23 protein-coding genes are annotated in these 24,430 nt (G+C 74.5%); 10 read left to right on the forward strand and 13 right to left on the reverse strand.

Annotation, left to right across the window (positions count from 1 at the left end):
- The first annotated feature begins 101 nt into the window (after positions 1 to 101).
- The 7 genes from ACFXHB_RS26875 to ACFXHB_RS26905 all read left to right on the forward strand — a co-directional run bounded on the left by ACFXHB_RS26875 (position 102) and on the right by ACFXHB_RS26905 (position 9,211).
- Entirely contained in the window at positions 102 to 1,637 is a 1,536-nt protein-coding gene (locus ACFXHB_RS26875) for an LCP family protein (RefSeq protein ID WP_380577212.1), read from the forward strand.
- A gap of 696 nt (positions 1,638 to 2,333) precedes the next feature.
- On the forward strand, positions 2,334 to 3,119 hold the full coding sequence (locus ACFXHB_RS26880) for a VOC family protein (RefSeq protein ID WP_380577213.1): 786 nt from the start codon (positions 2,334 to 2,336) through the stop codon (positions 3,117 to 3,119).
- An 86-nt stretch (positions 3,120 to 3,205) separates the two neighbouring features.
- Complete coding sequence (locus ACFXHB_RS26885) at positions 3,206 to 3,955, forward strand: HAD family hydrolase (RefSeq protein ID WP_380577214.1); 750 nt, start codon at positions 3,206 to 3,208, stop codon at positions 3,953 to 3,955.
- Positions 3,952 to 6,360: a glycoside hydrolase family 65 protein gene (locus tag ACFXHB_RS26890; protein WP_380577215.1), complete on the forward strand. Its 2,409-nt coding sequence runs from the start codon at positions 3,952 to 3,954 to the stop codon at positions 6,358 to 6,360. The genes ACFXHB_RS26885 and ACFXHB_RS26890 overlap by 4 nt, the downstream gene beginning before the upstream one ends.
- Before the next feature lie 147 nt (positions 6,361 to 6,507).
- Positions 6,508 to 8,220, forward strand: coding sequence for a pyruvate dehydrogenase (locus tag ACFXHB_RS26895; RefSeq protein ID WP_380577250.1), 1,713 nt, complete (start codon positions 6,508 to 6,510; stop codon positions 8,218 to 8,220).
- 116 nt (positions 8,221 to 8,336) lie between these two features.
- On the forward strand, positions 8,337 to 8,972 hold the full coding sequence (locus tag ACFXHB_RS26900; RefSeq protein WP_380577216.1) for a helix-turn-helix domain-containing protein: 636 nt from the start codon (positions 8,337 to 8,339) through the stop codon (positions 8,970 to 8,972).
- Between the two features lie 32 nt (positions 8,973 to 9,004).
- A complete protein-coding gene (locus ACFXHB_RS26905) occupies positions 9,005 to 9,211 on the forward strand; it encodes a DUF6126 family protein (protein ID WP_380577217.1) in 207 nt (68 codons plus the stop codon).
- A gap of 67 nt (positions 9,212 to 9,278) precedes the next feature.
- Here ACFXHB_RS26905 and ACFXHB_RS26910 read toward each other — a convergent pair whose 3' ends face one another.
- Positions 9,279 to 10,727: a PLP-dependent aminotransferase family protein gene (locus ACFXHB_RS26910; protein ID WP_380577218.1), complete on the reverse strand. Its 1,449-nt coding sequence runs from the start codon at positions 10,725 to 10,727 to the stop codon at positions 9,279 to 9,281.
- Between the two features lie 281 nt (positions 10,728 to 11,008).
- On the opposite strand from ACFXHB_RS26910, the gene ACFXHB_RS26915 reads away from it, so the two are divergent.
- Complete coding sequence (locus ACFXHB_RS26915) at positions 11,009 to 11,542, forward strand: hypothetical protein (RefSeq protein ID WP_380577219.1); 534 nt, start codon at positions 11,009 to 11,011, stop codon at positions 11,540 to 11,542.
- Positions 11,543 to 11,587: 45 nt separating this feature from the next.
- On the opposite strand, the gene ACFXHB_RS26920 is transcribed toward ACFXHB_RS26915, so the two are convergent.
- Positions 11,588 to 12,466: an NRDE family protein gene (locus ACFXHB_RS26920; protein WP_380577220.1), complete on the reverse strand. Its 879-nt coding sequence runs from the start codon at positions 12,464 to 12,466 to the stop codon at positions 11,588 to 11,590.
- Positions 12,467 to 12,697: 231 nt separating this feature from the next.
- Between ACFXHB_RS26920 and ACFXHB_RS26925 the strand changes: the two genes are divergently transcribed.
- Complete coding sequence (locus ACFXHB_RS26925; RefSeq protein ID WP_380577221.1) at positions 12,698 to 13,174, forward strand: carboxymuconolactone decarboxylase family protein; 477 nt, start codon at positions 12,698 to 12,700, stop codon at positions 13,172 to 13,174.
- A 10-nt stretch (positions 13,175 to 13,184) separates the two neighbouring features.
- Entirely contained in the window at positions 13,185 to 13,997 is an 813-nt protein-coding gene (locus tag ACFXHB_RS26930; RefSeq protein ID WP_380577222.1) for an isocitrate lyase/phosphoenolpyruvate mutase family protein, read from the forward strand.
- Between the two features lie 56 nt (positions 13,998 to 14,053).
- On the opposite strand, the gene ACFXHB_RS26935 is transcribed toward ACFXHB_RS26930, so the two are convergent.
- The 11 genes from ACFXHB_RS26935 to ACFXHB_RS26985 all read right to left on the reverse strand — a co-directional run bounded on the left by ACFXHB_RS26935 (position 14,054) and on the right by ACFXHB_RS26985 (position 24,221).
- Entirely contained in the window at positions 14,054 to 14,311 is a 258-nt protein-coding gene (locus tag ACFXHB_RS26935) for a hypothetical protein (RefSeq protein WP_380577223.1), read from the reverse strand.
- 44 nt (positions 14,312 to 14,355) lie between these two features.
- The gene (locus ACFXHB_RS26940; protein ID WP_380577224.1) at positions 14,356 to 15,462 is read right to left on the reverse strand and encodes a cytochrome P450; all 1,107 of its coding nucleotides are present in this window, start codon (positions 15,460 to 15,462) and stop codon (positions 14,356 to 14,358) included.
- On the reverse strand, positions 15,426 to 16,922 hold the full coding sequence (locus tag ACFXHB_RS26945; protein WP_380577225.1) for a cytochrome P450: 1,497 nt from the start codon (positions 16,920 to 16,922) through the stop codon (positions 15,426 to 15,428). The genes ACFXHB_RS26940 and ACFXHB_RS26945 overlap by 37 nt, the downstream gene beginning before the upstream one ends.
- Positions 16,919 to 17,563 carry an ATP/GTP-binding protein gene (locus tag ACFXHB_RS26950; protein WP_380577226.1) on the reverse strand — a complete coding sequence of 215 codons (645 nt, stop codon included), beginning with the start codon at positions 17,561 to 17,563 and terminating at the stop codon, positions 16,919 to 16,921. The genes ACFXHB_RS26945 and ACFXHB_RS26950 overlap by 4 nt, the downstream gene beginning before the upstream one ends.
- Entirely contained in the window at positions 17,541 to 17,888 is a 348-nt protein-coding gene (locus tag ACFXHB_RS26955) for a DUF742 domain-containing protein (protein WP_380577227.1), read from the reverse strand. The genes ACFXHB_RS26950 and ACFXHB_RS26955 overlap by 23 nt, the downstream gene beginning before the upstream one ends.
- Positions 17,885 to 18,298: a roadblock/LC7 domain-containing protein gene (locus ACFXHB_RS26960; protein ID WP_380577228.1), complete on the reverse strand. Its 414-nt coding sequence runs from the start codon at positions 18,296 to 18,298 to the stop codon at positions 17,885 to 17,887. Before ACFXHB_RS26960 ends, ACFXHB_RS26955 begins: the two co-directional genes overlap by 4 nt.
- Positions 18,282 to 19,559 (reverse strand): sensor histidine kinase, encoded by a 1,278-nt coding sequence (locus ACFXHB_RS26965; RefSeq protein ID WP_380577251.1) that lies wholly within the window; start codon positions 19,557 to 19,559, stop codon positions 18,282 to 18,284. Before ACFXHB_RS26965 ends, ACFXHB_RS26960 begins: the two co-directional genes overlap by 17 nt.
- Before the next feature lie 202 nt (positions 19,560 to 19,761).
- Entirely contained in the window at positions 19,762 to 22,047 is a 2,286-nt protein-coding gene (locus tag ACFXHB_RS26970) for a SpoIIE family protein phosphatase (protein ID WP_380577229.1), read from the reverse strand.
- A 332-nt stretch (positions 22,048 to 22,379) separates the two neighbouring features.
- A complete protein-coding gene (locus tag ACFXHB_RS26975) occupies positions 22,380 to 22,949 on the reverse strand; it encodes a TetR/AcrR family transcriptional regulator (RefSeq protein ID WP_380577230.1) in 570 nt (189 codons plus the stop codon).
- A gap of 32 nt (positions 22,950 to 22,981) precedes the next feature.
- Entirely contained in the window at positions 22,982 to 23,857 is an 876-nt protein-coding gene (locus ACFXHB_RS26980; RefSeq protein ID WP_380577231.1) for an alpha/beta fold hydrolase, read from the reverse strand.
- 73 nt (positions 23,858 to 23,930) lie between these two features.
- Entirely contained in the window at positions 23,931 to 24,221 is a 291-nt protein-coding gene (locus ACFXHB_RS26985) for a YiaA/YiaB family inner membrane protein (protein ID WP_380577232.1), read from the reverse strand.
- Positions 24,222 to 24,430 lie beyond the last annotated feature (209 nt).

The raw sequence follows: 24,430 nt of genomic DNA on the forward strand, positions 1-24,430 counted from the left end.
CACCGGGCACGGGAACGCGGGCCGGGGGAACGCGGGCCCCGGGGGAGCAGGCCGCCGGGGGGCGGGCGGCCGCCCGCAACAGCCGCAAGCCCAGGAAGAACGTGAAGAAGATCGTTGCCTGGTCGGCCGCGGGCGTGCTGGTTCTGGTCGCCGGCGCGGGCGGCGCGATCTACCTCAAGCTGAACGCCAACATCAAGACCTTCGACGCGGACGCGATAGCCGGCGACCGGCCGCCGGAGGCGCAGGCCGACGCCAACGGCAACAAGCCGGTCAACGTCCTGCTGATCGGCTCCGACAGCCGCGGCAAGGACAACTCCGACCTCGGCGGCGGCGAGGAGGACGGCGGCGCCCGCTCGGACACCACGATCCTGCTGCACGTCTACGCGGACCACAAGCACGCCGTCGGCATCTCCATCCCGCGCAACGCCATGGTGCCGATCCCGGCCTGCAAGCTGCCGAACGGTTCGTGGAGCAAGGCGGCCACCAGCGATCTGTTCAACGCGGCCTTCTCCAAGGGCGGCAGCGACGACGGCAATCCGGCCTGCACCCAGAACACGGTGGAGAAGCTCACGGGCATCCGGGTCGACCACACCATCGTGGTGGACTTCCAGGGCTTCTCCGCGATGACCAAGGCCGTCAACGGGGTGGACATCTGCCTGCCGCAGCCGATCTACGAGGGTGACATCAACCCCAAGCTCCCCAAGAAGGGCAAGGTCGTCCTGCCGGAGGGCAAGCAGAAGGTCGAGGGCCAGCAGGCGCTCGACTACGTCCGGCTGCGGCACGGCATCGGTGACGGTTCGGACATCGGGCGGATGAAGCGCCAGCAGGCCTTCCTCGGCTCGCTCGCCTCCAACATCAAGGGCCAGGGCCTCAACCCCACCACACTGCTGCCGCTCGCGGACGCCGCCACCAAGTCGATGATCGTCGACCCGGGCCTCGGCTCCGCCGACAAGCTGCTCGCCTTCGGTCTCTCGCTGAAGAACATCGACCTGCACGAGCTCAAGTTCGTCACCCTGCCCTGGCGTTTCCGCACCCAGGACAAGAACATCGACATCATCCAGTCGGACGCCACCAAGCTCTGGGAGACCCTCAAGGCCGACCGGACCATCGACGGCCAGAACGCCACCGGGGAACAGCCGGCGGCCGCCGGCCAGGGCGCGCCGACCACCCCGGCGGCCCCGGTCGCGTCGAGCTCGGCACCCGGGCCGTCCGCCGACGCGGGCAACGCGGCCGTCAAGGTGAGCGTCTACAACGGGACCACCGTCTCCGGCCTGGACGGCAAGGCCAGCGAGCTGCTGAAGGGGGCGAAGTTCGCCGCCTCCAAGGCGGGCCCCGCCGCCGCCACCAAGTACACGACCACGATGGTCGAGTACGGCTCCGGGCAGAAGGCCAACGCCGACAAGGTCGCCGCGCTGTTCCCCGGGGCGAGCGTCGAGGCCGCCAAGTCGCCCGGCATCACCGTCATCGTGGGCAAGGACTTCGCGGCCGCCAACGGCGACGCCGCGGCCGCGCCCGGCACCCCCGGCGCCTCGGCCGCCCCCTCGGCGCCGCCCTCGCTGCCCCCCAGCGTGACCAACGAGGCCCGCTCGGCGGACGACGACATCTGCGCCAACACCAGCTACGGCGGCGGCGGGTAGGAGCGGGGCGCCACGGACGCCGACCACGCCGGGCCCGGGGCGCGCCCGCCCGGGCCCGTGCCATGGCGGCCGGAGGGGGACCAGCAAGGGGGGCGCCGCCCGACAGGCGGACCTCATGGCCGAGGTCGCCCTGCGGACCGACATCGCGGCGCCGCGCCCCGTCGTGCCGGCCGCGCTCGACAGCCACGACGGGCTGACCGCCTGGTGGACCACCGAGGTGGACCGGGACGGCGACGTGCCGCTGCTCGACCTCCCGGACGTCCCCGAGCCGTTCCGGCTCCGCCGGGAGCGCGCCGACCGGGACCGGGTGGTCCGGACGAACGTGGGCACCTTCCCGCCGCACTGGGCGGGTACCTGGACGGCTGGGACCTCGCCGGCCGGCCGGGCCCCCGGGCGACGCACGCCCGGTCGTCCGTGCCCGGGCGGCGCACACCCGGCCGCCCGGCCCGCCCCACCGGCCGCCGTCCGGTGGCGCGATCGCGGTGGCGCGGCGAGGGTGGGCGGTGCACCGCCGTGCGGCCGCCCCGCCGCCGGGCAGCCACCCGGGCGTCCCGTCCGGCATCCCCGTCGGGCAATCCGTCGGGCACTCCGTCCGGGCACCGGCGACCGCCGCCGCCCACCGGCACCCCCGACCGGCGGCGGAGGAACACGGCGGACGAACACGGCGGAGGAACCAGTGCTTCTGGAGGCCCAGCGATGTCCGTAGTGACCGATCCGTACAAGCCCGGCACCCCGTGCTGGATCGACCTGATGGCGAGCGACCAGCAGGCCGCGCTCGACTTCTACCGCGACCTGTTCGGTTGGCAGGGCGAGGTCGGCCCGCCGGAGTTCGGCGGCTACGCCGTGTGCGCGTTGAACGGCAGGCCGGTGGCCGGGATCATGGCGCGGATGGCCCCGGAGGGCCAGCCCCTCCCGCCCGTCGGCTGGACCACCTACCTGGCCTCGGACGACGCCGACGCCGCCGCGCGGTCCGTGGCCGAGAGCGGCGGCACGATCCTCTACCCGGTGATGGACGTCGGCACCGTCGGCCGGATGCTGGTCGCGGCCGACCCGACCGGCGCGGTGTTCGGCGTCTGGCAGAAGGTCGACTTCATCGGCGCGGGCATCGTCAACGAGCCCGGCGCGCTGGTCTGGAACGAGCTCAACACTACGGACACCGACGCGGCCGGGGCGTTCTACGACCGGGCGCTGGGCCTGCGCCCGGCGACCGTCCAGGGCATGGCGGGCTACTACTCGCTCAATGTCGGCGACCGCACGGTGGGCGGCATGCAGCAGGTCCCCGACTACCTGGCACCCGGGACGAACCCGCACTGGATGACCTACTTCTCGGTGGACGACACCGACTCCACCGTGGACGCCCTGGTCCGGGCCGGCGGATCGGTGATCCAGCCGCCGTTCGCCATGCAGGCGGGCCGGCTGGCCGTCGTGCAGGACCCGCAGGGCGCCGTCTTCGCGGTGATCGCCTCGCCCGGCTCGCCGTAGCCGCGGCGCCCCCGGAAGACCCCCGTTCCCGCGACGCGCCGCCGGGAATGGGGGTCTTCCCCGCGTTCGCGGGTAAGACTGCACCCATGCTGGGGCTTCCGGACGACATCCGCGCTTTCCTCTTCGACCTCGACGGGGTGCTCACTCAGACCGCCAAGGTGCACGCAGCGGCCTGGAAGGACACCTTCGACGCCTTCCTGCGCGCCGAAGCGGCCCGCACCGGTGGCCAGTTCGTCCCCTTCGACGCCGTCACCGACTACGACACCCACGTCGACGGCCGCCCGAGACTCGACGGCACCCGGGCGTTCCTGCACAGCCGGGGCATCGACCTGCCCGAGGGCACCGACGCGGACCCGCCCGGTGCCCGGACCGTGCACGGCGTCAGCCTGGCCAAGAACGACACCGTGCTGCGCATGATCCGCGAACAGGGCGTCCAGCCCTACGACGGCTCGGTCGCCTACGTGCACCGGCTGCGCGCGCTCGGGCTGCCCGCCGCGGTGGTCTCGTCCAGCGCCAACTGCCGGGACGTGCTGCGTGCCGCCGGGATCGAGGAGCTGTTCGACGTCGTCGTGGACGGCGTCGTCGCCAAGCGGGAGGGCCTGCCGGGCAAGCCCGCGCCGGACACCTACCTGGCCGCCGCCCGGGACCTGGGTGTCGAGCCCGCGCACGCCGCGGTCTTCGAGGACGCGCTCGCCGGGGTCTCCTCCGGCCGGGCCGGCGGCTTCGGCGCGGTGGTCGGCGTGGACCGGACCGGGCAGGCCGCCGAACTGCGCCACCACGGCGCCACCGTGGTCGTCACCGACCTCGCCGAGCTGCTCGAAGGAGGCGCGGCATGACCGGGCTGGACAACTTCGCCGTCGATCCGTGGCAGATCGCCGAACAGGGCCTGGACCTGACCGCGATGGCCCGCGCCGAGTCCGTCTTCGCGCTCTCCAACGGCCACATCGGCCTGCGCGGCAACCTGGACGAGGGCGAGCCGCACGGTCTGCCCGGTACCTATCTGAACGGCGTCTTCGAGCTGCGCCCGCTGCCGTACGGCGAGGGCGGCTACGGCTACCCGGAGTCCAGCCAGAGCGTCATCAACGTGACCAACGGCAAGATCATCCGATTGCTGGTGGACGACGAGCCCTTCGATCTGCGCTACGGCGAACTGATCGGCCACCGGCGGTGGTTGGACTTCCGGGACGGGCTGCTGCGGCGCGAGGCGGAGTGGACCTCCCCGGCCGGGCGGACCGTCAAGGTGCACTCGACCCGGCTGGTCTCCCTCACCCAGCGGGCGATCGCCGCCGTGGAGTACACCGTGGAGGCGGTGGGCGCGCCGGTGCGGATCGTCCTGCAGTCGGAGCTGGTCGCCAACGAGCAGCTGCCCGGCGGCGCCGAGGGCGACCCGCGGGCCTCCGCCGTGCTGGAGGCGCCGCTGCTCGCCGAGGCGCACCACGCGGGCGGCAGCAAGGCCGTGCTGGTGCACCGCACCCGGTACAGCGGCATCCGGGTCGCGGCCGGGATGGACCACGTCATCGAGGGGCCGGACCGGCTGGACACCGTCGCCGAGGCGGAGGCGGACCACTGCCGGATCAGCGTCACCACCCTGCTCCAGCCGGGCGAGAAGCTGCGGTTGGTGAAGTTCATGTCCTACGGCTGGTCCGCGACCCGCTCGCTGCCCGCCGTCCGCGACCAGGTCGAGGCCGCGCTGACCGCCGCCCGGTACACCGGCTGGGACGGGCTGGTGGCCGAACAGGCCGCGTTCCTGGAGGAGTTCTGGGACACCAGCGACGTCGAGATCGAGGGCGACGTCGAACTCCAGCAGGCCGTCCGGTTCGCCGTCTTCCACGTGCTCCAGGCGGGTGCCCGCAGCGAGGAACGGGCCATTCCCGCCAAGGGGTTGACCGGTCCGGGGTACGACGGCCACAGCTTCTGGGACACCGAGACCTTCGTGCTTCCGGTGCTCACCTACTGCCTGCCGAGCGCGGTCAACCAGGCGCTGCGCTGGCGGCACACCACACTGCCGATGGCCCGCGACCGGGCGGTCCAACTCGGCCTCGCCGGCGCGGTGTTCCCCTGGCGGACGATCCGCGGCGAGGAGTGCTCCGGCTACTGGCCGGCCGGCACGGCGGCGTTCCACATCGGCGCGGACATCGCGGCCGCCGTCGCCCGCTACGTCCGGGCCACCGGGGACGTCGAGTTCGAGCGCGAGTACGGGCTGGAGCTGCTGGTCGAGACGGCCCGGATGTGGCGCTCGCTCGGCCACCACGACCCGGTCGGAAAGTTCCGCATCGAGGGGGTCACCGGGCCGGACGAGTACAGCGCCGTCGCCGACAACAACGTCTTCACCAACCTGATGGCGCAGAGCAACCTGCGCGCCGCCGCCGAGTCCGCCGCGCGGCACCCGCGCGAGGCGGCCGCGCTCGGGGTGGACACCGAGGAGACCGCCGCCTGGCGGGACGCCGCCGCGGCGATGTTCGTCCCCTACGACGAGAACCTCGGCGTCCACCCGCAGGCCGACGGCTTCACCGACCACCAGGTCTGGGACTTCGAGCACACCCCGCCGGAGAACTACCCGTTGCTGCTGCACTACCCGTACTTCGACCTGTACCGGAAGCAGGTGGTCAAGCAGGCCGACCTGGTGCTCGCCATGCAGGTGCGCGGGGACGCCTTCACCGACGAGCAGAAGGCCCGCAACTTCGCCTACTACGAGCGGCTGACCGTCCGCGACTCCTCGCTCTCCGCCTGCACCCAGGCGGTGATCGCCGCCGAGGTCGGGCAGCTGGACCTCGCGTACGACTACACGGCCGAAGCCGCCCTGATGGACCTCCACGACCTCGGCGGCAACACCCGCGACGGTCTGCACATGGCCTCGCTGGCCGGGGCCTGCATCGCCCTGGTGGCCGGGTTCGGAGGGCTGCGGGACCACGGCGAGTCGCCCTCCTTCCGGCCCCGGCTGCCGGCCGGGCTGATGCGGCTGAGCTTCTCGCTGATGATCCGGGGGCAGCTGCTCGGGGTGCGGATCACCCACGAGGGCACCACCTACACGCTGCGCCGCGGCGAGGTCATCCACCTGCGGCACGACGGGGAGGGCGTGCAGGTGAAGGCGGGCGAGCCGGTCACCCTGCCCACCACCGTGCCGCCCGCCCAGGAGCGGTGCGGCCAGCCGCCGGGCCGTGAGCCGGCGCGGCGCCAGCCGCAGGCGGGGGTGGTCAGCGGCACGCTGGGCCCCGGGCCGGAGCACCTGGCGGCCGAGTAGCCCGGCCGGTCGCCGCGGGCGGTCCCGCCCGTCACCCCTTCGGCCCCGGCCGGGGTGCGGCGCGGGCCGCCCCGCCGGAGGGTGCTGGTGTCCCGTGGCAACCGGCGGCCGGTGAAGGAGCGCCCCGTGGTGAGTGTGGCCGAGCAGATGGTGGAGGTGCTCCGGCAGGCCGGGGTGGAGCGGGTCTACGGAGTGGTGGGGGACAGCCTCAACCCGGTGGTGGACGCGATCCGGCGGGCCGAGGGCATCAGCTGGGTGCATGTCCGCAACGAGGAGGCCGGCGCCTTCGCGGCGGCCGCCGAGGCCGAGCTGAGCGGCCGGCTGGCGGTCTGCGCGGGCTCCTGCGGGCCCGGCAACACGCATCTGATCCAGGGCCTCTACGACGCCCAGCGCAGCGGCCTGCCGGTGCTGGCGCTCGCCTCGCACATCCCGTCCGGGCAGATCGGTACCGGCTTCTTCCAGGAGACCCACCCCGAGCGGGTGTTCACCGACTGCAGCAGCTGGTGCGAGACGCTGTCCACGCCCGCGCAGTCGCCCCGGCTGCCGCGGGTGGCGATCCAGCACGCGCTGGGCGCCCGCGGCGTCTCCGTCCTGGTCTTTCCCGGGGACGTCGCCGCGCTGCCGGCCGCCGGGCCGACCGGCAGCGGCGGCTTCCTCACCGAGCAGGCGGTCGCCGCGCCGCCCTGGGGGCAGGTCCAGGCGCTCGCCCGCGCCCTCAACGACGCCCGCAGGGTCACGCTGTTCTGCGGCGCGGGCGTCCGCGGGGCCCATGCCGAGGTGATGGCGGTCGCGCAGGCCCTGCAGGCGCCGGTCGGGCACTCCCTGCGCGGCAAGGAATGGATCCAGTTCGACAACCCCTACGACGTCGGCATGAGCGGTCTGCTCGGCTACGGCGCCTGTCACGAGGCGCTGCACTCCGCCGACCTGCTCGTCCTGCTCGGCACCGACTTCCCGTACGACTCCTTCCTCCCGCAGGCCCGCACCGTCCAGGTGGACCACGACGCCACCCGGCTGGGCCGCCGCACCCCGCTGGAGCTGGCGGTCCACGGCGACGTCTCGGCCACCCTGCGCGCCGTGCTGCCGCTGCTGGAGCCCAAGGACGACCGCGCCTTCCTGGACGAGATGCTGCGCAAGCACTGCCGCTCGCTGGAGGACGTGGTCGGGGCCTACACCCGCGACATCGAGAAGCACCTGCCGATCCACCCCGAGTACGTGGCCTCGGTGCTGGACGAGGTCGCCGCCGACGACGCGGTGTTCACCGTGGACACCGGCATGAACAACGTCTGGGCCGCCCGCTACCTCCGGCCGAACGGCCGCCGTCGGGTGATCGGCTCCTTCCTGCACGGTTCGATGGCCAACGCGCTGCCGCACGCGATCGGCGCCCAGCTGGCCTGTCCCGGCCGGCAGGTGGTGTCGATGTCCGGGGACGGCGGGCTCTCGATGCTGCTCGGCGAACTGCTCACCGTGGTCAGGCACCGGCTGCCGGTGAAGACGGTGGTGTTCAACAACGGCGCGCTCGGCATGATCAAGCTGGAGATGCTGGTCTCCGGCTACCCCGAGGCGGAGATCGACAACGGGGACGTCGACTACGCCGGGATCGCCCGGGCGATGGGCATCCCGGCCAAGCGGGTCACCGACCCGGCGCGGGTGCGGGAGGTGCTCGCCGAGGCGCTGGAACGGCCCGGCCCGGCGCTGGTGGACGTGGTCACCGACCCGAACGCGCTCTCCATCCCGCCGCACATCACGGCCGCCCAGGTGAAGGGGTTCGCGCTGGCGGCCGGGCGGACGGTGCTCTCCGGTGGGGTCGGGCGCATGATCGACCTGGCCCGGAGCAACCTGCGGAACATCCCCCGGCCGTAGTGCCCGTCCCGGGGCCCGCCCCGGGCCCGTCCGGCGGGCCGGGCGCGGGATCGTCGAGGGTTTGCCTCTGGGGCAAATCTCTTGCCTGTGCGGCACGCGAGGTGTCCACTGGTCACATGACCACCAGCCCACCCGGCCCCTCGACCCCCGGCGACCGGATCGACGACGTGGAGGTCGTCGGCCTCGCCGCGAGGCTGCGCGAGCACCGACTCGGCAGTCGCCTCACGCTGGAGGTCGCCGCCTCGCGGGTCGGACTCTCCCCAGCCTATCTGTCCCGGCTGGAGACCGGCCGCCGGCAGCCCTCGCTGCCCGTCCTGCTCGGCCTCGCCCGCGCCTACGGCACCTCCGTCTCCGGCCTGCTCGGCGAGTCCATGGCCGAGCCGGACCCGGTGGTGCGCGGCGGCGCGATCGAACCGGGCCGCGCGGGCGGCTGGGGCTACCGCCGGGCCGGTGCCCCCGGCCGGGCGATGCAGGCGCTGCGCGTCCACGTCCCCCAGGGCGTGCAGGACGACGTGGTTCGGGTCCACCCCGGCGAGGAGTGGCTCTACGTCCTCCAGGGCCGGCTGCGGCTGACCCTCGGCGACCGCGTCCACCAGCTCGCGGAGGGCGACTCCGCGCACTTCGACTCGCTCACCCCGCACTGCATCGCCGCCGACTCGGCGGGCGGGGTCGAGCTGCTCTTCGTCCACACCCTGCTGCAGAGCCCCGGCGGCGAACTCTGCCTCGGCGGCGGTCCTGTCGCACCCCACTGACCCACCGTCAGAACTCCTGGAGGAGATCTCCCATGGCTGATCCCACCACCACCGTCACCACCGTCACCGCCGACACCGCGGCCGGGGCCGCGGCCCCCGCCGTCGCCCCGAAGACCGTCGACGCCGGCAAGTGGGCCAACCGCCGGGTCGGCATCCGGGTGCTGATCTACATGGTCGCCACCCATGCCTTCGCCGGCTTCGTCATCCTGCTGTTCGAGCTGGGCAACCGGAACAAGTAGCCTCCCCGGCAAGGTCGTTCGCCGGCGTAGCGGAAGGCCTCGGCGGCGTGGGTGCCGAGCCTTCCGGTCACGCCGTGCGCAGCAGCTCGCAGAGCGCGTCCAGGGCGGCCGGGAAGAGCCGGTCGGGCGGGGTGGCGTAGCCGACCACCAGGGCGGGCGGGGCCTGCGGGGCGAGTGCCGGGTCGGCCAGGTGCCAGGAGAGGCCGGTGACGGCCAGGTCCAGGGCCTCGGCGCGGGCCAGCAGATCGGCCTCCGACCGTGCGCCGGGCGGCAGTCGCAGCACCGCGTGCAGCCCGGCGGCGATGCCCGTGACCCGGACGTGCGGGGCGCGGGCGGCGAGCGCCGCGACGAGCGCGTCCCGCCGCCGGCGGTAGTGCAGCCGGCAGCGGCGCACGTGGCGGTCGTAGGTACCGGAGGTGATCAGCTCGGCGAGGGTCAGCTGGTCCAGCACCGGGGACATGGTGTCGGCCCGTTGCTTCAGCCGGGCCACCGGCTCGACCAGGGCGTCCGGCAGGGCGAGCCAGGCCAGCCGCAGGCCGGGGGCCAGGCTCTTGGCCGCGGTGCCCGCGTACACGACCCGTTCGGGGTCGAGGGCCTGCATCGCGCCGAGCGGCTGCCGGTCGTAGCGGAACTCGCCGTCGTAGTCGTCCTCGATCACGTACCCGTCCAGTTCCCGGGCCCAGCCGACGGCGGCCGACCGCCGTTCGGCGGCCAGCGCCGCGCCGGTCGGGTACTGGTGGGCGGGGGTGAGCAGGACGGCCGCGTCCCGCCGGGCGCCGAGCAGGTCGGTCCGGGCACCCGCGTCGTCCAGGGGCAGCGGCGCCGGGGTCAGCCCGGCGGCCCGGACCGACTCGCGCTGCGGCGGCAGCCCGTACCCCTCGACCGCCAGGGTCCGGGCGCCGCGGGCCCGCCCCGGTCCGCGCTCGCGCAGGGCGGTGCAGAGCAGGCCGATGCCCTGGGTGAAGCCGGAGCAGATCAGCAGGTGGTCCGGGTCGGTCCGGACACCGCGCACCCGGGCGAGGTAGTCGGTGAGCGCCTGCCGCAGCTCGATCCGCCCGAGCGGGCTGCCGTAGCCGAAGGCCTCGTGCGGCGCGGTGGCGAGCGCCCGCCGGGCGGCGGCCAGCCAGGCGGTGCGCGGGAAGAGCGAGACGTCCGGCCGGCCGGGCGTCAGGTCGTACCGGGCCGTCCGGCGCCCGTGCGGCAGGTCGGCCGCGCGGGTGGCGGGCCGGGGCGCGGTCCGCCCGGCCACCGTGGTGCCCGACCCCTGCCGTGAGGCGAGCCACCCCTCGGCGGTGAGCTGCCCGTAGGCCTCGACCACGGTGTTGCGGGCGATCCCGAGGTCCTCGCCGAGCGCCCGGGACGACGGCAGGCGGGTGCCCGGGGCCAGCCGGCCGTCCTGCACGGCCTCCCGCAGCGCGTCCTCCAGCGCCGCCCGCAGACCGACCCCGGCGGCCCGGCGGCCGGTGAGGTCGAGGTGCAGATCGCCGCCGAAGGCGGTCCAGGAGGTGCTGCTCATGGGCGGGAGGAGCCGATCCGTGCGGGGCGCTGTGCCGTCCGGGCTTGTGTCCGTACCGGATTATCGTCGGTCCCCGCCGCGGTGGGCCGCCCTGGTCGCCGTCCCGGCCGCTCCGGTGCAGGGGTGCAGCCCGGGCCGATCGGGGGCAGTAGCGGCGACAGCTGCCCGACAGAGTCCTAGAGAACATGGCAGTAAAGGCTGGACAGGTCGACTGGCGGTCTGTCAGGATCGGTGCTGTCGCCGGACAGCAGGCCGGCGGGCACACCAGGGGAGGATCCACCATGACGCAGGACAACCAGCCGCAGTTCGTCTCGGTACCCGTGCCGAGCCAGTACGTCACGCAGGTGTACGCCTACCTCGCGGAACTGACCGGTGCCACGGCGGGCATCGGGACGGCGGCGGGCGGCGGGACCCCGGTTCCGCCGGTCCCCCCGGCCGGACCGGCGGAGGCGGCCGGGGCGGACGACGGCAAGCTCCCGGTCGTCGAGTGGACCGTCGAGGACTTCCGCCAGCTGATGATCGAGCCGCTGGGCTCGGTGCAGACGGTGGCCCGGGTGCTGGACATCCTGGCGGAGCGGCCGGACGCGCGGGTGAGCTACACCGCGCTGGCCACCCGGCTCGGCGTGGAGAAGAAGAGCCTGCAGGGCAACCTGGCCGCCTTCACCCGGGCGGTGCACCAGCACTACCGGCGCCGCAACTGGCCGATGACCTGGGTGGAGGCGCTCACCAGTGAGCCCGGGCTCAAGTCGGAGTTCTTCTACACGGTGAACGCGACCCTCGCGAAGCGCTGGCTGGAGGCGCGCGCGCAGGGCTGAGCGGCTCGGTCCGACGGGGGAGCGTGTGTACGGTACTCCACCCGTCTACCGGATTCGGCGCCAGCCCTCGCCCGGCCTGCCCGGCTCCGTCACCGGAGCCGGGCCGAAGTCGTACCGCACCCCGTCGGGCCCGAAGGCGAGCAGCGACACCGAGGACGAGCCCCAGATCCGTCCGTCGCCGAACTCCCGCCGCTGGATCAGCGCCGCCGGATCGTCGAGCGCCAGGCCGTCGCCGGAGACGATCGGGAGCCACGCGCCCCACGCCCGCTCCGTCGGGGCCGGGCCGGGCGTCGGCGAGGGTCGGGCGGCGGCCTCGAAGCGGGCCCGGAAGTGCGCGGCCCGGGCGGCCATCAGCGAGCGGACCAGTGCCGAGGTCGTCCGGTCCTCGGCCAGCCCCTCCAGCCCGTCGTTGAGCACGACGCTCAGGCCGGACGGCAGCGCGCGCTCCGTCAGGGCGCTGCCGCCCCAGCTCAGCACCCGGGCCCCGGCGGGGCCGGCGAGGACCAGGTGGAACGGGTCGTAGCGCTCCAGGTCGACCCCGGCGAGCCCGCCGTCCCGCAGGGCGGTCAGCGGCAGTTCGCCGCGCGAGAGCCGCGCCCGGGCCGGCGCCATGCTCCCGAAGCCGTTCAGCAGACAGGCCGCGGCGGCCCCCGCGCCCGTCCCCGCCGCTCCCACCGTCCCCGCCGCTCCCACCGTCCCCGCTGCTGCCGCCGTCCCCGCCGTCCCCGCCGTCCCCGCCGTCGCCGGCTCGACGGCGAGCCACGTCCCGCCCGCCGCCAGGTCCAGCCCGCCGACGGCGGTCGGGTGCGCGGGCCAGTGGTGGCCCGGCGGGGCCCACCGCCGCCCGGCGTACTCGTCCCGCACCGCCAGCAGCAGCACGGGCACCGGCCGCGTCGGTTCGATGCTGACGAACGCGGTGCACACGATCCTGTCCCCCTGACCTCGCCCACACCGGGCGGCCCACCGGTACCGCCCTCCCCGCGATCCTCGCACGGCCGTTCGCATCCGGGCAGGCCCGCGCCCCTCGTTCTTCCGCCTTCGCCGTGCCACACTCGGGCGGGGCGTCCGGGAGCCCCGCCGCTGCCCGAGTGGCCCACGATTTCCGGGCCCGAATGTGCCGGTCCGACAGTCCACTCGGCCCCTAGGCTGGCCGGTATGACGACGACGAACGAGAACGCCACCGTGTCCGCCCCCGAGCAGCGGATCTCCCTCCCCGAGCAGTCCCCCGCCTTCTACCAGGCCATGGTCGCGCTGGACCGGGCCGCCCGGCAGGGCGTGGACCCGGTGCTGGCGGAGCTGGTGAAGGTGCACGCCTCGATGATCAACGGCTGCTCCTTCTGCATCGACATGCACGCCACGGACGCGCTGAAGAACGGCGAGCAGAACCACCGCCTGCTCTCCCTCCCCGCCTGGCGCGAGACCTCCTGGTTCACCGCCAAGGAGCGGGCGGCCCTCGCACTGACCGAGTCGGTCACCCTGCTGACCCAGGGGCACGTGCCGGACGCCGTCTACCAGGAGGCGGCCGAGCACTTCGAGCAGGCCGAGCTGGCCCAGCTGATCGCGCTGATCATCACCATCAACTCCTGGAACCGGATCGGCGTGACCTCCCGCCTGAGCCCGGCCGCCAAGTAGGGTGCGCGCCGTGACGACCACTCAGCGGGAACGGGCCCGCGCCCTGCACGCCCTGCACCGTCCGGGTGACCCGCTGGTCCTCGCCAACGTGTGGGACGCGGCGGGCGCCCGCCTGGTCGCCGCCGCCGGTGCCCGGGCCGTCGCGACGGCCAGTGCGAGCGTCTCCTGGACGCTCGGCAGCGCGGACGGGGAGGCGGCCGACCGCGACGAGGTGCTCGCCCAGACCGCGCTGGTCGTGCGCTCGGTCGGCCTGCCGGTGACGGCGGACCTGGAGGGCGGCTTCGGCGCGACGGCCGCCGAGGTCGGCGGGACGGTCACCGCGCTGCTCGCCACCGGCGCGGTCGGGGTGAACCTGGAGGACGGGGCACGGCCCGCCGCCGAGGCGGCGGAGCGGATCGCGGCGGCCCGGGCGGCCGCGGACGCGGCCGGTGTCGCGCTCTTCGTCAACGGGCGCACCGACGTCTTCCTGCGGCAGCTCGGCGATCCGGCCGGCCGGCTGGACGAGGCCGTCGCCCGTCTGCGGGCGTACGTGGCGGCGGGCGCGGACGGCGTGTTCGTGCCCGGGGTGGCGGATCCGGAGACGATCGCCGCCCTGGTGGCCGCCGTCCCGGCACCGCTGAACATCCTGGCCGGTCCGGGTTCGCCGTCGGTGCCGGAGCTGGCGAAGCTCGGGGTGGCCCGGGTCAGCCTGGGGCCGGGGCTGGCCAAGGCGGCGTACGCGGCGGTGCGCCGCGCCGCCGAGGAGGTGTACGCCGGGGGGACGTACACCGCGCTCGACGGCGGGCTCACCTACCAGGAGCTGAACGCGCTGGCGCGGGGCTGACCCGGCGCGACGCCGGACGGCGGAGGCCCGGCTTCGGCCGGGCCTCCGGCGGGCGGTCAGCCGATCTGCCCGCTGAGGCCGGGGTGGGTCATCTGGTTGGTGCCGATCGCCTCCACCTCCTGGGCGGTGTGCCCGACCAGCGGGAGCTTGCCCGCCTCGTGCAGGGCGAGGTCGGTGGGGGACAGGTTGAGGCCGCTGGAGAGCCCGTCCAGGGCGTCCGGCGACGTCGCGGTGGAGGTGGTGGCCGACGCGGCCGGGGCGGCCAGGGCGAGGCCTGCCATGGTGAGGGCGGCCAGGGTCGCGAGTTTCTTCATGGAACCCCCAACGACCCGGCCGCCCTCAGGTCACCGCGGCGGTGTCACACCGTCACCCGCAGGGTCCGCACGCTGTTGCTGATGAACGACCCGATCGGCTCCGGGGCGGCTCCCTCGGCCAGGGCGAGCCCGGGGAAGCGGTCGAACAGGTGGCGCAGCGCCGTCTCCGCCTCCATCCGGGCGAGTCCGGAGCCGAGGCAGAAGTGCGGGCCGTGCCCGAGCGAGAGGTGCCGGTTCGGTTGCCGGGTGAGGTCGAAGCGGTCGGCGTCCGGGTAGTGCCCGGCGTCGCGACCGGCGGCCGCGTAGGAGGCGAGCAGCGCCTCGCCGCGCCGGATCACCACCTCGCCCACCGGGATGTCCTCGGTCGCGTACCGGAGCGGGAACTGCCCGACCGGCGAGTCGTACCGCAGGGTCTCCTCGATCACCGCGGACCACGGCTGTTCGCCGTCGAGCACCAGCCGCAGCTGGTCGGGGTGGGCGAGCAGGGCGCGGACGGCGTTGGTGATCAGGTTGAGGGTGGTCTCGTGGCCGGCCACCAGCATCAGCAGCAGCGTGCCGACCAGCTCGCGCTCGCTGAGCCGGTCCCCGGACTCGCGCGCGGCGATCAGATCGGTGGTCAGGTCGTCGCCCGGCTCGGTGCGCTTGGCCTCGACCACGGAGGCGAGCAGCGCCTGCAGCCCCTGCTGGGCGGCGATCGCGGCCTCCGGGGTGGCGGAGCTGGAGACCAGGGTGTCGGAGAGCTCGTGCAGTTCGTCCTGCTGTTTGGCCGGCAGACCGAGCAGTTCGCCGATGACCTGCATCGGCAGCGGGTAGGCGAAGTGCTCGCGCAGGTCGAACCCGCCCTCCAGCCCGGCGAGGCCGTCGAGCAGCGCCAGGGTGCGGGCCTCGATGGCGGGCTGGAGCTCGGCGACCCGGCGCGGGGTGAACGCCTGGGTGACCAGTCCGCGCAGCCGCCGGTGGTCCTCGCCGTCCGCGGTGATCATGCCCGGCACGGTGACGAAGTTCAGCAGCGGCCAGCCCTTGGGCAGCCGTCCCTCGGTGAAGGTGGTCCAGAGCTGCGGGTTCTTGCCCACCCGGGGGTCGGCGAGCAGCTCCTGGAGGGTGTCGTGGTGGGTTATCGCCCAGACCACCACCCCGCCAGGGAGTTCCACCAGGACCGCCGGGCCGGCTTCCCGGAGTCGGGCGTTCTCTCCGTGCTGGTCCCGTCCGAAGGGGTCGAGCCGGATGGGCTCCGGCCGGTGGCCGGTTCGGTCGTGCTCAGGGGCGGCGGTGTCCATGACGGCCTCTCGGGGGCTGGCGGGCGGGGCGGGGTGAAGGCGCTGTAGAGCACCGGCAGGCTGACCAGGGCGCGCGACCAGGGGGACGGACGCCAGGCCAGGTCCTGCGGCGGTACCGCGAGCTGGAGGTCCGGCAGCCGGTGCAGCAGCGTCTCGACGGCGGTCTCGACGATGATCCGGGCCGGGTGCTGCGCCGGGCAGACGTGCTTGCCCGCACCCCAGGCCAGGTGGGCCCGGTTGCCGCCGAGGGAGCCCTGCGTGGCGGACGAGGCACCCTGGGCGGCCGGGTCGGCGTTGGCCGCGGCCAGGCCGAGCACCAGCATGTCGCCGGCGCTGATGTACTGGCCGCCGAGGACGGTGTCGCCGGTCGCCCACCGGCCGGGGAAGTTCTGCGTCGGCGGGTCGCGCCAGAGCACCTCCTCCAGCGCGTCGGCCACGGTGAGCCGGCCGCCGGTGAGGGTGGCCCGGAAGCGGCGGTCGGTGAGCAGCAGCCGCAGGGTGTTGCCGGTCCAGTTGATGGTGGTCTCGTTGCCCGCGACCATCATCACCACCAGGTGGTGCACCGCCTCCTCGTCGCTCAGCGCGGCCGGGTGGGCCAGCAGCCAGGAGGTGAGGTCGGCGCTGGGCTCGGCGCGGCGGCGCCGGACGAGGTCGACCAGGATCGCCTGGAACTCCGCGTTGGCGCGCACGGAGTCCTTGCTGCTGTCGACGAAGTGGCTGATCAGCTCGACCAGGCGCGGTCCGGCCTCGGCGGGCAGCCCGAGCAGCTGGGTGAAGACCAGCAGCGGCAGCCGGCGGGCGTACTGGGCGACCAGGTCGGCGGTGCCGTCCGGGCCCCAGCTGTCGATCAGGGCGTCGGCGGCTGCCTCGGTGGTCTCGCGCAGCTGGCGGTGGTCGATCTGGGCCAGCGTGTCGGCGACCGCCGCGCGCAGCCGCTGGTGCTCGGCGCCGTCCAGGTTGAGCAGGGTGGGGCGCCAGGAAGTCATCGGCAGCAGCCGGGAGTCGGCGGCCAGCCGGCCCTCGGCGGGGACCCGCCAGCGGCGCGAGTCCTTGGAGAACAGCGCCTCGTTGCGGGTGAGTTCGAGCAGCTCGGGATAGCCGATCACCAGCCAGGCCTCGACCCCGGGTTCCAGCTCGATCGGCGCGACCGGGCCGTACCGGTCCCGCAGCCGGGCGTACAGCCCGTGCGGGTCCTCGGCCACGGCGGCGCCCCACAGCGGCGGCAGCGGCACCCCGGTCGGCAGGCCGCCGCCGGCGTGCGCCGGGCAGCCGGGGGGCGGGGAAAGCTGTCCGGTCGACCGCGCGGCAGCCGGGCCCGGATCGGGAGTCGTCATCGCTGGAGCTCCAGTACGGCGGTGGAGTGCAGGTGGTCGACGAAGTCGATCAGCAGGTCGTACGCGGCCCGGCGGTCCCGGGCGTCGCAGTACAGGATCGGTACCTCGGGCAGCAGGTCGAGGGCGGAGCGCAGCTCCTCCTCGGGGTAACTCGGCGTGTCCGGGAAGGTGTTGACGGCCACCGCGAACGGGATCCGCTGCTCCTCCAGGCGGCCGAGCACGTCGAAGGCCTCGTCCGGGCGGCGCAGGTCGACCATCGCGATCGCGCCGAGCGCACCGCGCGACAGGTCGTCCCAGAGCGGCCAGAACCGCTGCTGTCCGGGCGTGCCGAAGAGGTACAGGGCGAGCCGCGAGTTGAGGGTGATCCGGCCGAAGTCCAGCGCGACCGTGGTGGTGGTCTTGCCCGGGCGCCCGGTGAGGTCGTCGATGCCGGCGCTGGCGGCCGTCATGGTCTCCTCGGTGCGCAGCGGTGTGATCTCGCTCAGCGCGCCGACCAGCGTGGTCTTGCCGACCCCGAACGGGCCGGTGACCAGGATCTTCACCGCGCCCTGGACGGACGGGGGCAGGTACTGCGGTTCGGGCGGCTGCGACTGCGCCTGCTGCTCGGCGGTGCGCCGGTCAGCGGAGTTGGCGGAGGCCAACGAGCACCTCTTCCAGGAGGGTTGCGGGCAGGCGTTCGGCCTGCGGGACGGGCGGGAGCACCTGGACGGCGCCGAGGTCCCAGAGGTCGCCGACCAGGACCTTGACGACGCCGAGCGGCAGCCCGAGGTAGGCGGCCACCTCGGCGACCGACAGCAGGCTGCGGCAGAGCTCCAGGATCCGCTGGTGCTCACGGTTGAGCAGCGCGTCCTCGGGCAGTTCGGGCCGGTCGGGTAACGCGCTGACCAGGCTCTCGACGGCGAGCGCGGCCCGGGTGGGCCGGCTGCGGCCACCGGTGATCACATAGGGCCGTACCGGCCCGTTCACCGCAGGCCCCCCGCCGCGTGATCGACGCGCGGCGGGCTGGTGAGATGGCTGCCGATCCGCTCGACCAGGACCTGCATCTGGTAGGCGACCAGGCCGGCGTCCACCGCCTCGCCGGTCACCACGGCCAGGTGGGCCCCGGCACCGGCGGCGACGACGAAGAGGTAGCCGCCGCCGTACTCGATGACGATCTGGCGGGTGGAGCTGCCGTGGCCGCCGAAGCCCTGGGCGACGCCGCGGGCCAGCGACTGCAGGCCCGAGCAGGCCGCGGCGAGCCGCTCGGCGTCCTCGCGCGGGATGCCCGCGCTGCGGCCGATCTCCAGGCCGTCGTTGGACACCACGACGGCGTGCTGGACCTCGGGGACGGTGAGGATGTCGGCGAGCAGCCAGCCGAGATCAGGGGTGGTGGTCATGGAACTCTCCGAAGCGCTGGGGGAGCTGGGGGGAAGCGGGAAGGGAAGGGTGGGGCTGGGCCTGCGTCCGGGCGGCCGATCGGCCGTTGGCGGTGCCGGCCTGGAACATCGCCATGAACGTCCGGGCGTCCTGCGCCGACCGGTACGGCGCGGGCGCCGGCGGGGGGGCCGACGGCGTGCCGTGGCGGCTGGCGCGGTCGCGCCGGTGGCTCCGGCGGGGCAGTGGCGGCGCGGCGGCGGGGCCGGGCGGTGGGGTCTCCACCAGGGGGTGGCCGGATGTCATCGGGAGCCCGGCCGGGTACGGGTCGGCCGGGGTGCGGCGGGGGCCGGGGCTGAACGCCGGGTCGTCGGGGCCCAGGCCCGGGACGGTCGGCGGGAGCGGCTCGGTGAGCAGCGCGTTCGGCAGCAGCACCACGACCCGCACGCCGCCGTAGGGGGAGGGCGCGGAGCTGAGGGTGACCCGGAACCCGTACTGCTCGGCGAGCCGGCCGACCGCGGCCAGTCCGAGCTGCGGTACCTCGCCCAGCCGGGAGACCTCCAGCGAGGTGCCGCCGGCCAGCGCGGAGGCGGCCTTGGCGACGGCCTGCTCGGGCATGCCGACGCCGCCGTCGTCGATCTCGACGACGGCGCCGTTGTGGACGGGCATCAGCGTGACGAACACCTGGGTGCTGGGCGGCGAGTAGCGGGTGGCGTTGTCCAGCAGCTCGGCCACGGCGTGGATGAGCGCCTCGGCGGCGGCGCCGACCACGGCGGTCTCGATCCGGCTGCGGACGACCACCCGCTGGAAGGGCAGGATGCGTGACTGGGCGCCGCGCACCACGTCCTCCAGCGGGACCGGCTCGGGCCAGTGCCGCCCGGCCCGGGCCCCGCAGAGGACGGCCAGCGTCTGCGCGAGCCGGGCCTGTTGGGCGGCGGCGTGGTCCGCCTTGAGCAGGCCCTCCAGCAGCGCCGGGTCGTCGTGGGTGCGTTCCATCTCGTCCAGCAGGGCCTGCTGGTCGTGCGCCATCACGAGGATCCGGCGGGCCACGCTGAGGAAGGCCCGCTGGGTGGAGGCGTTGAGTTCCTGCTCCTGCTGGACGGCGGCCAGCTCGGTTCCGCGGTGGGCCAGTTGGGCGGCGAGCTGTTCCCTGAGGCGGTTGTTGTCGCGCTGCTGCCGGTCGGCCCGGCGGCGCTGGGTGACGGAGACCGCGCGGTAGCGGGCGGCGGCCACGAGGGCGAGGGCGGCGAGAACGCCGGTTGCCGTTGCGCACCACTGAGTCATCGTCACGCCGCGAATTCTAGGGTGATGATCCTACGAAGGTGTGAACGGATCTCGCCAACTGACTGGATCTCGTCAATATCCCGTCAATACGACGCCAATCAGACCTCCTTCGAGCCCGGACGGCCCGCGCCGGAGGCGCCCGGCCGCGCGCCTCCGCGTCACCTGGGTGCCGGCTGGGTACCGCCGGTGGACGAGGCCCCGCTCACGGCACCGGCGAACTCCGGTGCAGCAGCAGCAGGGCGACGTCGTCCGGCCGGGAACGGCGCTCGGTCACATTGAGGGTGAGCAGATCGGCCAGCCGGTCCAGGGCGGCGGTCGGGCCGAGCCCGACCGGTCCGGTCTGCCGGGCCCACAGCTCCAGGCCGCCGAGCATCCGCTGCACCGACTCGTCGTAGTCCTCCTCGCGGTCCTCGACCAGCCCGTCCGTGTAGACCAGCAGCGTCTCGCCGACCGCCAGGTGCCCGACCGCCAGCTGGTAGGGCATCCCCGGGTCCACGCCCAGCGGCGGACCGCCCGGCAGGTCCAGCTCGACGGCCTTGGCGTCCGCCGCGATCCGGACCGGCGAGGGGTGCCCGGCCCGGGCCGCCCGCAGGCTGCCGTCGGCGGGATCGAGGGTGAGGTAGAGACAGGTCGCGAAGAGGTCGGTGTCGAGCTCGGACAGCAGCCGGCTGGTCCTGGCCAGCGTGGCGGCCGGGTCGTGGCCGTCGGTGGCGTACGCGCGCAGGCCGCTGCGCAGCTGGCCCATCACGGCGGTGGCCTCGGCGTTGTGGCCCTGGACGTCGCCGATCACCAGACCGATCCGGCCGTCCGGCAGCCGGAGCAGGTCGTACCAGTCGCCGCCGATCTGCATGCCCTCGGTGCTGGGCAGGTAGCGGGCGGCGCTGGCCAGCCCGGGCAGTCGCGGCAGGGTGCGGGGCAGCATGGCGCGCTGGAGTTCGGTGGCCCGGTGGTGGTGGATGTCGTAGAGCCGGGCCCGTTCCAGGGACTGCGCCAGGATGCCGGCGAAGGCGGAGTAGAGGGTGCGGTCCTCGCGGCCGAAGGTCCGCTCGGTGGAGAAGGTGATCAGACAGGAGCCGACCTGCCGTCCCGAGGCGACCAGCGGGAGCACCGCCCAGGAGGCCGGGGTCAGCGGCCCGCCACCGCTGCGCCGGGCCGGGCCGGGCTCGCTGAACAGGGGTGAGGAGCGGGCCAGCGAGTGCTGCATCACGCCCTCGGAGAGGTCGGCCAGCCGGGTCAGCTCGGTGCGGCGCGGACCGCCGTAGACGGTGTGCGAGACGGGCAGCAGCCGGCCCTCGTCGACCAGGTCGAGCACGATGCTGGCGGCGCCGAACGCCGGCCGGGCGACATCGGTCACCGCGGTGGTCACGTCCCGGACGGTGACCGCCCGGGACAGCGCCCGGGTGAGCGCCAGCAGCAGCGCCGAGCGGGCGCCGACGGCCTTGGGACCACCACCCGCCGCACCGGGGGGCGGTTCCTCCTCGGGGGCGCGGGCGCGGTCCAGGTCGGCGAGCAGCCCGGCGATCCGGACCGGCCGCCGGTGCACGTCCAGCATCACCTCACCGGTCTCCTCGATCCGGATCGCGCCGCCGCCCCGGCGCGGCACCCGGTACTCGATCCGGTACGGGCCGCCGGTGGCGAGCGCCTCGGCGAGGGCGGCCTGCACTTCCGGCAGGTCCTCGGGGTGGACGAGCCGGTCCAGGTCGGGGGCGGTGGCCGGGGCACCCTCGGGCGGCACCGGCCGGTCGACCACCCGGTAGGCGGTGGCGTCCCAGTAGGTCTCGCCGGTCACCAGGTCGCGCTCGAAGGCGCCGTGCCCGGCGGAGCGCACGGCGAGTGACAGCAGCGGGTGGGCCAGGCCGGCGGCCGGGTCGCCGCCCGCCCCGGCGGCGGTGTCGCCGGCCGGGCGGGCCGTCCCGGCCGGGCGGGCGCCGGCCCGCGCGCTGTCGAGCAGGTGGGCGAGCCGGTGCGCGCAGGCGTCGCCGAGCGTCTCCAGGACGTCCAGGTCCCGGCGGGGGACGGTGCCCCGGTGGGCGAGGGCGAGGGCGAGCACGCCGATGGGCCGCTCGTCGACGATCATCGGCAGGGTGATCAGGGCGACCATGCCGGTGCCCATGCCGGCGTTGCGGTTGGGGTAGTCGACGCTGGTGCGCTCCGGGCTGAGCAGGTACGGGCGGCGCAGTCGCAGCGCCATCGCGGCGGGCAGCTCGCTCGCCGGGTCGACGAGGCTGTACCGCTCGTGGGCCCAGTCGGGCAGTCCGTGCGAGGCGGTGAGCCGGAGCATTCCGGCGGAATCCACCAGGTAGAGCGCGGAGCCCTCACCGGTGATCCAGCTCGGGCCCTCGGCGAGGACGGTGCCGAGGAGTTCGGCGGCGCTGGCGCAGCCGAGCAATAAGCGGACACAGCGCATCGCGCTGCGCGCGGTGGGGCTGCTGCGCGGCGTCCGGCTCTCGTCCTCGGAGGGGGGAAGCCACGGTGAGGTCAGGTCCATGGGAATCCCGGCCTTTCCGTTGCCTTAGGGGGCACTCAATTCTTCATACCTTATTTCTCAAGTGGGTGACGGGTGACCCGGACGGCGCACCGGTACCGGCGGTCACCCGTCGGTCGGGGCCGGGTCGGCCGCCCTGACCAGGGGGTGCGCCGGGGCCGGCCGGCGGCCGGCGTGATCGCTCCGGGCCGCTGCCCCGGGCCGCTGCTCCGGGCCGCTGCCCCGGGCCGCTGCCCCGGGCCGCTGCCCCGGGCCGCTGCCCCGGGGCGTCGGTCGGGGCGTCGGTCGGGGCGTCGGCGGGGCCGGCACCGGGCGGGGGTTCGGCGGCGCGGGCCTCAGGCGGTGGGCCAGTTCCGCAGGCCGCCGGTGAGCAGGGTGATCAGGCGGTCCTGGGTGTCGGAGAGGTCCTCGGCGAGCTGGAAGCCGCCCCCGATCGACAGCGAGGCGAAGCCGTGGGCCACCGAGCGGACGGTCCGGGCGGCGTGCACGGCCTCGGAACCGTCCAGACCGTAGCCGCGGAGCACCGCGATGATCACCCCGACCAGCCGGCCGGCCGCCCTGGTCAGGTCCTGGTCCGGCTGCGGGGCCTGCGGCAGCGCGTTGTACCGCTGCGGGTGCTCGGTGGCGTAGCCCTGGTAGGCGCGCAGGACGGCGGCGACGGCGTCGTCCCCGCCGCGTCCGAGGGCGGCCTCGGCGAGCCGGTCGGCCAGTTCCTCGGTGACCCGGACGGCGATCAGCCGGCGCAGTTCGGCGAGTCCGCCGCTGACGTGCTTGTACAGCGAGGGGGTGGCCACCCCGGCGCGGCCGGCGACGGCGGCCAGGGTGAGGGCCTCGGACCCCTGCTCGTCGAGGAGGGCGAGGGCGTGGTCGACGACCTGCTCGGGGGTCAGTCCGACTCGGGGCATGGTGCGGTCTCCGTGCGTGGAAGGGGCGGGGCTCAGGCCAGTTCGGCGAGGAACGGCAGCAGGGCGTCGGCGGTGGCCCGCGGGTGGTCGGCCATCGGGTAGTGCCCGGCGCCCTCGATCATCACCTTGCGGCCCTTCAGCGCGGCGGCCTGCCGGTCGGCGACCAGCTCCGGCCGGGGGAAGTCGGGGTCCTCGCTGCCCATCACGACCAGCGCCGGGCAGGTCACGGCTGCGGTCCAGCCGGTCGGCGCGGAGTCGCCGCGGACGTAGCCCCGGGTGGCCTTCTTGCGGCCCGGCGTGCGCATCGCGGCGACCAGTCCGTCCACATAGGCGTCGAAGTCGGCCGGCTTGGCGGTCGGGTAGGCCATTCTGCGGTGGTAGAGGCCCCAGAACGCGGGCGAGTGCACCAGCAGCGCGCCCATCACGCCGAACATCGCGCGCCGCAGCGCGTTGGGCGGCAGGTTCTCGACGAAGGCGTCCAGCAGGACGATCCCGGCGACCCGCTCGGGCGCGTCCCCGGCCACCCGGACCGCGGTCGCGCCGGTGTAGGAGTTGCCGACCAGCGCGGCGCGGCCGATGCCGAGGTGGTCCAGCAGGGCGAGCACGTCGGTGGCGATCGCGGCCGGCGAGTAGTCGTCCCAGTCGATCGAGGACTCGCCGAAGCCGCGCAGGTCCAGGGTGATCACCCGGTGGCCCGCGGCCACCAGCAGCGGGCGCAGGTGCCGGTACGCGGCCCGGCTGTCGAGCATCCCCGGGAGCAGGACGACGGGGGCGCCGTCGCCCCGCACCGTGTCGTCGAAGGCCAGCCGGCCGCCGGGGACGTCGAGGTACTGGGTGCTGGGGGTGAAGGTGCCGGGCATGGGGGCCTCCTCGGTCCGCCGGGACATCGACTGTGTGCCGATAGCCATAAAGCTAAGGCTAATAGTCTTAGCCGTCAAGCGGGTCCGCGGCCGGGCTCCCGGCGTGCCCCGGCGTCGATGCTCAGACCCCCTCCACCTTGAACGGGTCGTGCTCGGCGAGCAGCTTCTCCAGCCGCGCCTGGTCCACCCGGGTGACGATCTCGTTGGTCTCCTGCCGGTCCCGGATCACCTTGGCCAGGGTGAAGGCGGAGGTGACGGTGTAGAGCAGTCCGATCGCGAGGAAGGCGCGGGTCCAGCCGCCGACCGGCAGGTAGGCGATCCCGACGGCGAGGGCGCCGCCGGAGAGGGCGAAGGAGAGGACGGCCTGGAGGTAGTACGCGGCCGTGGTGCGTGACTGCATCGGTGCGTTCATGGCGTCAGGATGGCGGCGCCGGTCCGGGCCGCACATGAGTAGGAGTACTCAGATAGGGGGTCGTTCGTTGACGTCCAATCACGTTCGGTAGTGTCAGTTGCCGCCAATCCGCCCAAAACGCCCATCGGGTCGCGCGGTGTCCGAGTTGTATCCGGCTGTCCCGAACGGACGGCTTGGAATCAGGGGCTCCTAGGATTAACGTTTGATAA

Origin of the sequence: Kitasatospora sp. NPDC059327, from assembly GCF_042752535.1 — a bacterium.
Classification (GTDB): Bacteria; Actinomycetota; Actinomycetes; order Streptomycetales; family Streptomycetaceae; genus Kitasatospora.

Bases quoted from the DNA above. Each gene is read 5' to 3' on its own strand.
- ACFXHB_RS26905 (WP_380577217.1), top strand. From the start codon at position 9,005: ATGGCTGATCCCACCACCACCGTCACCACCGTCACCGCCGACACCGCG.
- ACFXHB_RS26975 (WP_380577230.1), bottom strand. From the start codon at position 22,949: ATGCCCCGAGTCGGACTGACCCCCGAGCAGGTCGTCGACCACGCCCTC.
- ACFXHB_RS26980 (WP_380577231.1), bottom strand. From the start codon at position 23,857: ATGGCTATCGGCACACAGTCGATGTCCCGGCGGACCGAGGAGGCCCCC.
- ACFXHB_RS26910 (WP_380577218.1), bottom strand. From the start codon at position 10,727: ATGAGCAGCACCTCCTGGACCGCCTTCGGCGGCGATCTGCACCTCGAC.
- ACFXHB_RS26915 (WP_380577219.1), top strand. From the start codon at position 11,009: ATGACGCAGGACAACCAGCCGCAGTTCGTCTCGGTACCCGTGCCGAGC.
- ACFXHB_RS26900 (WP_380577216.1), top strand. From the start codon at position 8,337: ATGACCACCAGCCCACCCGGCCCCTCGACCCCCGGCGACCGGATCGAC.
- ACFXHB_RS26895 (WP_380577250.1), top strand. From the start codon at position 6,508: ATGGTGGAGGTGCTCCGGCAGGCCGGGGTGGAGCGGGTCTACGGAGTG.
- ACFXHB_RS26970 (WP_380577229.1), bottom strand. From the start codon at position 22,047: ATGGACCTGACCTCACCGTGGCTTCCCCCCTCCGAGGACGAGAGCCGG.
- ACFXHB_RS26965 (WP_380577251.1), bottom strand. From the start codon at position 19,559: ATGACTCAGTGGTGCGCAACGGCAACCGGCGTTCTCGCCGCCCTCGCC.
- ACFXHB_RS26890 (WP_380577215.1), top strand. From the start codon at position 3,952: ATGACCGGGCTGGACAACTTCGCCGTCGATCCGTGGCAGATCGCCGAA.
- ACFXHB_RS26885 (WP_380577214.1), top strand. From the start codon at position 3,206: ATGCTGGGGCTTCCGGACGACATCCGCGCTTTCCTCTTCGACCTCGAC.
- ACFXHB_RS26880 (WP_380577213.1), top strand. From the start codon at position 2,334: ATGTCCGTAGTGACCGATCCGTACAAGCCCGGCACCCCGTGCTGGATC.
- ACFXHB_RS26960 (WP_380577228.1), bottom strand. From the start codon at position 18,298: ATGACCACCACCCCTGATCTCGGCTGGCTGCTCGCCGACATCCTCACC.
- ACFXHB_RS26985 (WP_380577232.1), bottom strand. From the start codon at position 24,221: ATGAACGCACCGATGCAGTCACGCACCACGGCCGCGTACTACCTCCAG.
- ACFXHB_RS26945 (WP_380577225.1), bottom strand. From the start codon at position 16,922: ATGACGACTCCCGATCCGGGCCCGGCTGCCGCGCGGTCGACCGGACAG.
- ACFXHB_RS26925 (WP_380577221.1), top strand. From the start codon at position 12,698: ATGACGACGACGAACGAGAACGCCACCGTGTCCGCCCCCGAGCAGCGG.
- ACFXHB_RS26935 (WP_380577223.1), bottom strand. From the start codon at position 14,311: ATGAAGAAACTCGCGACCCTGGCCGCCCTCACCATGGCAGGCCTCGCC.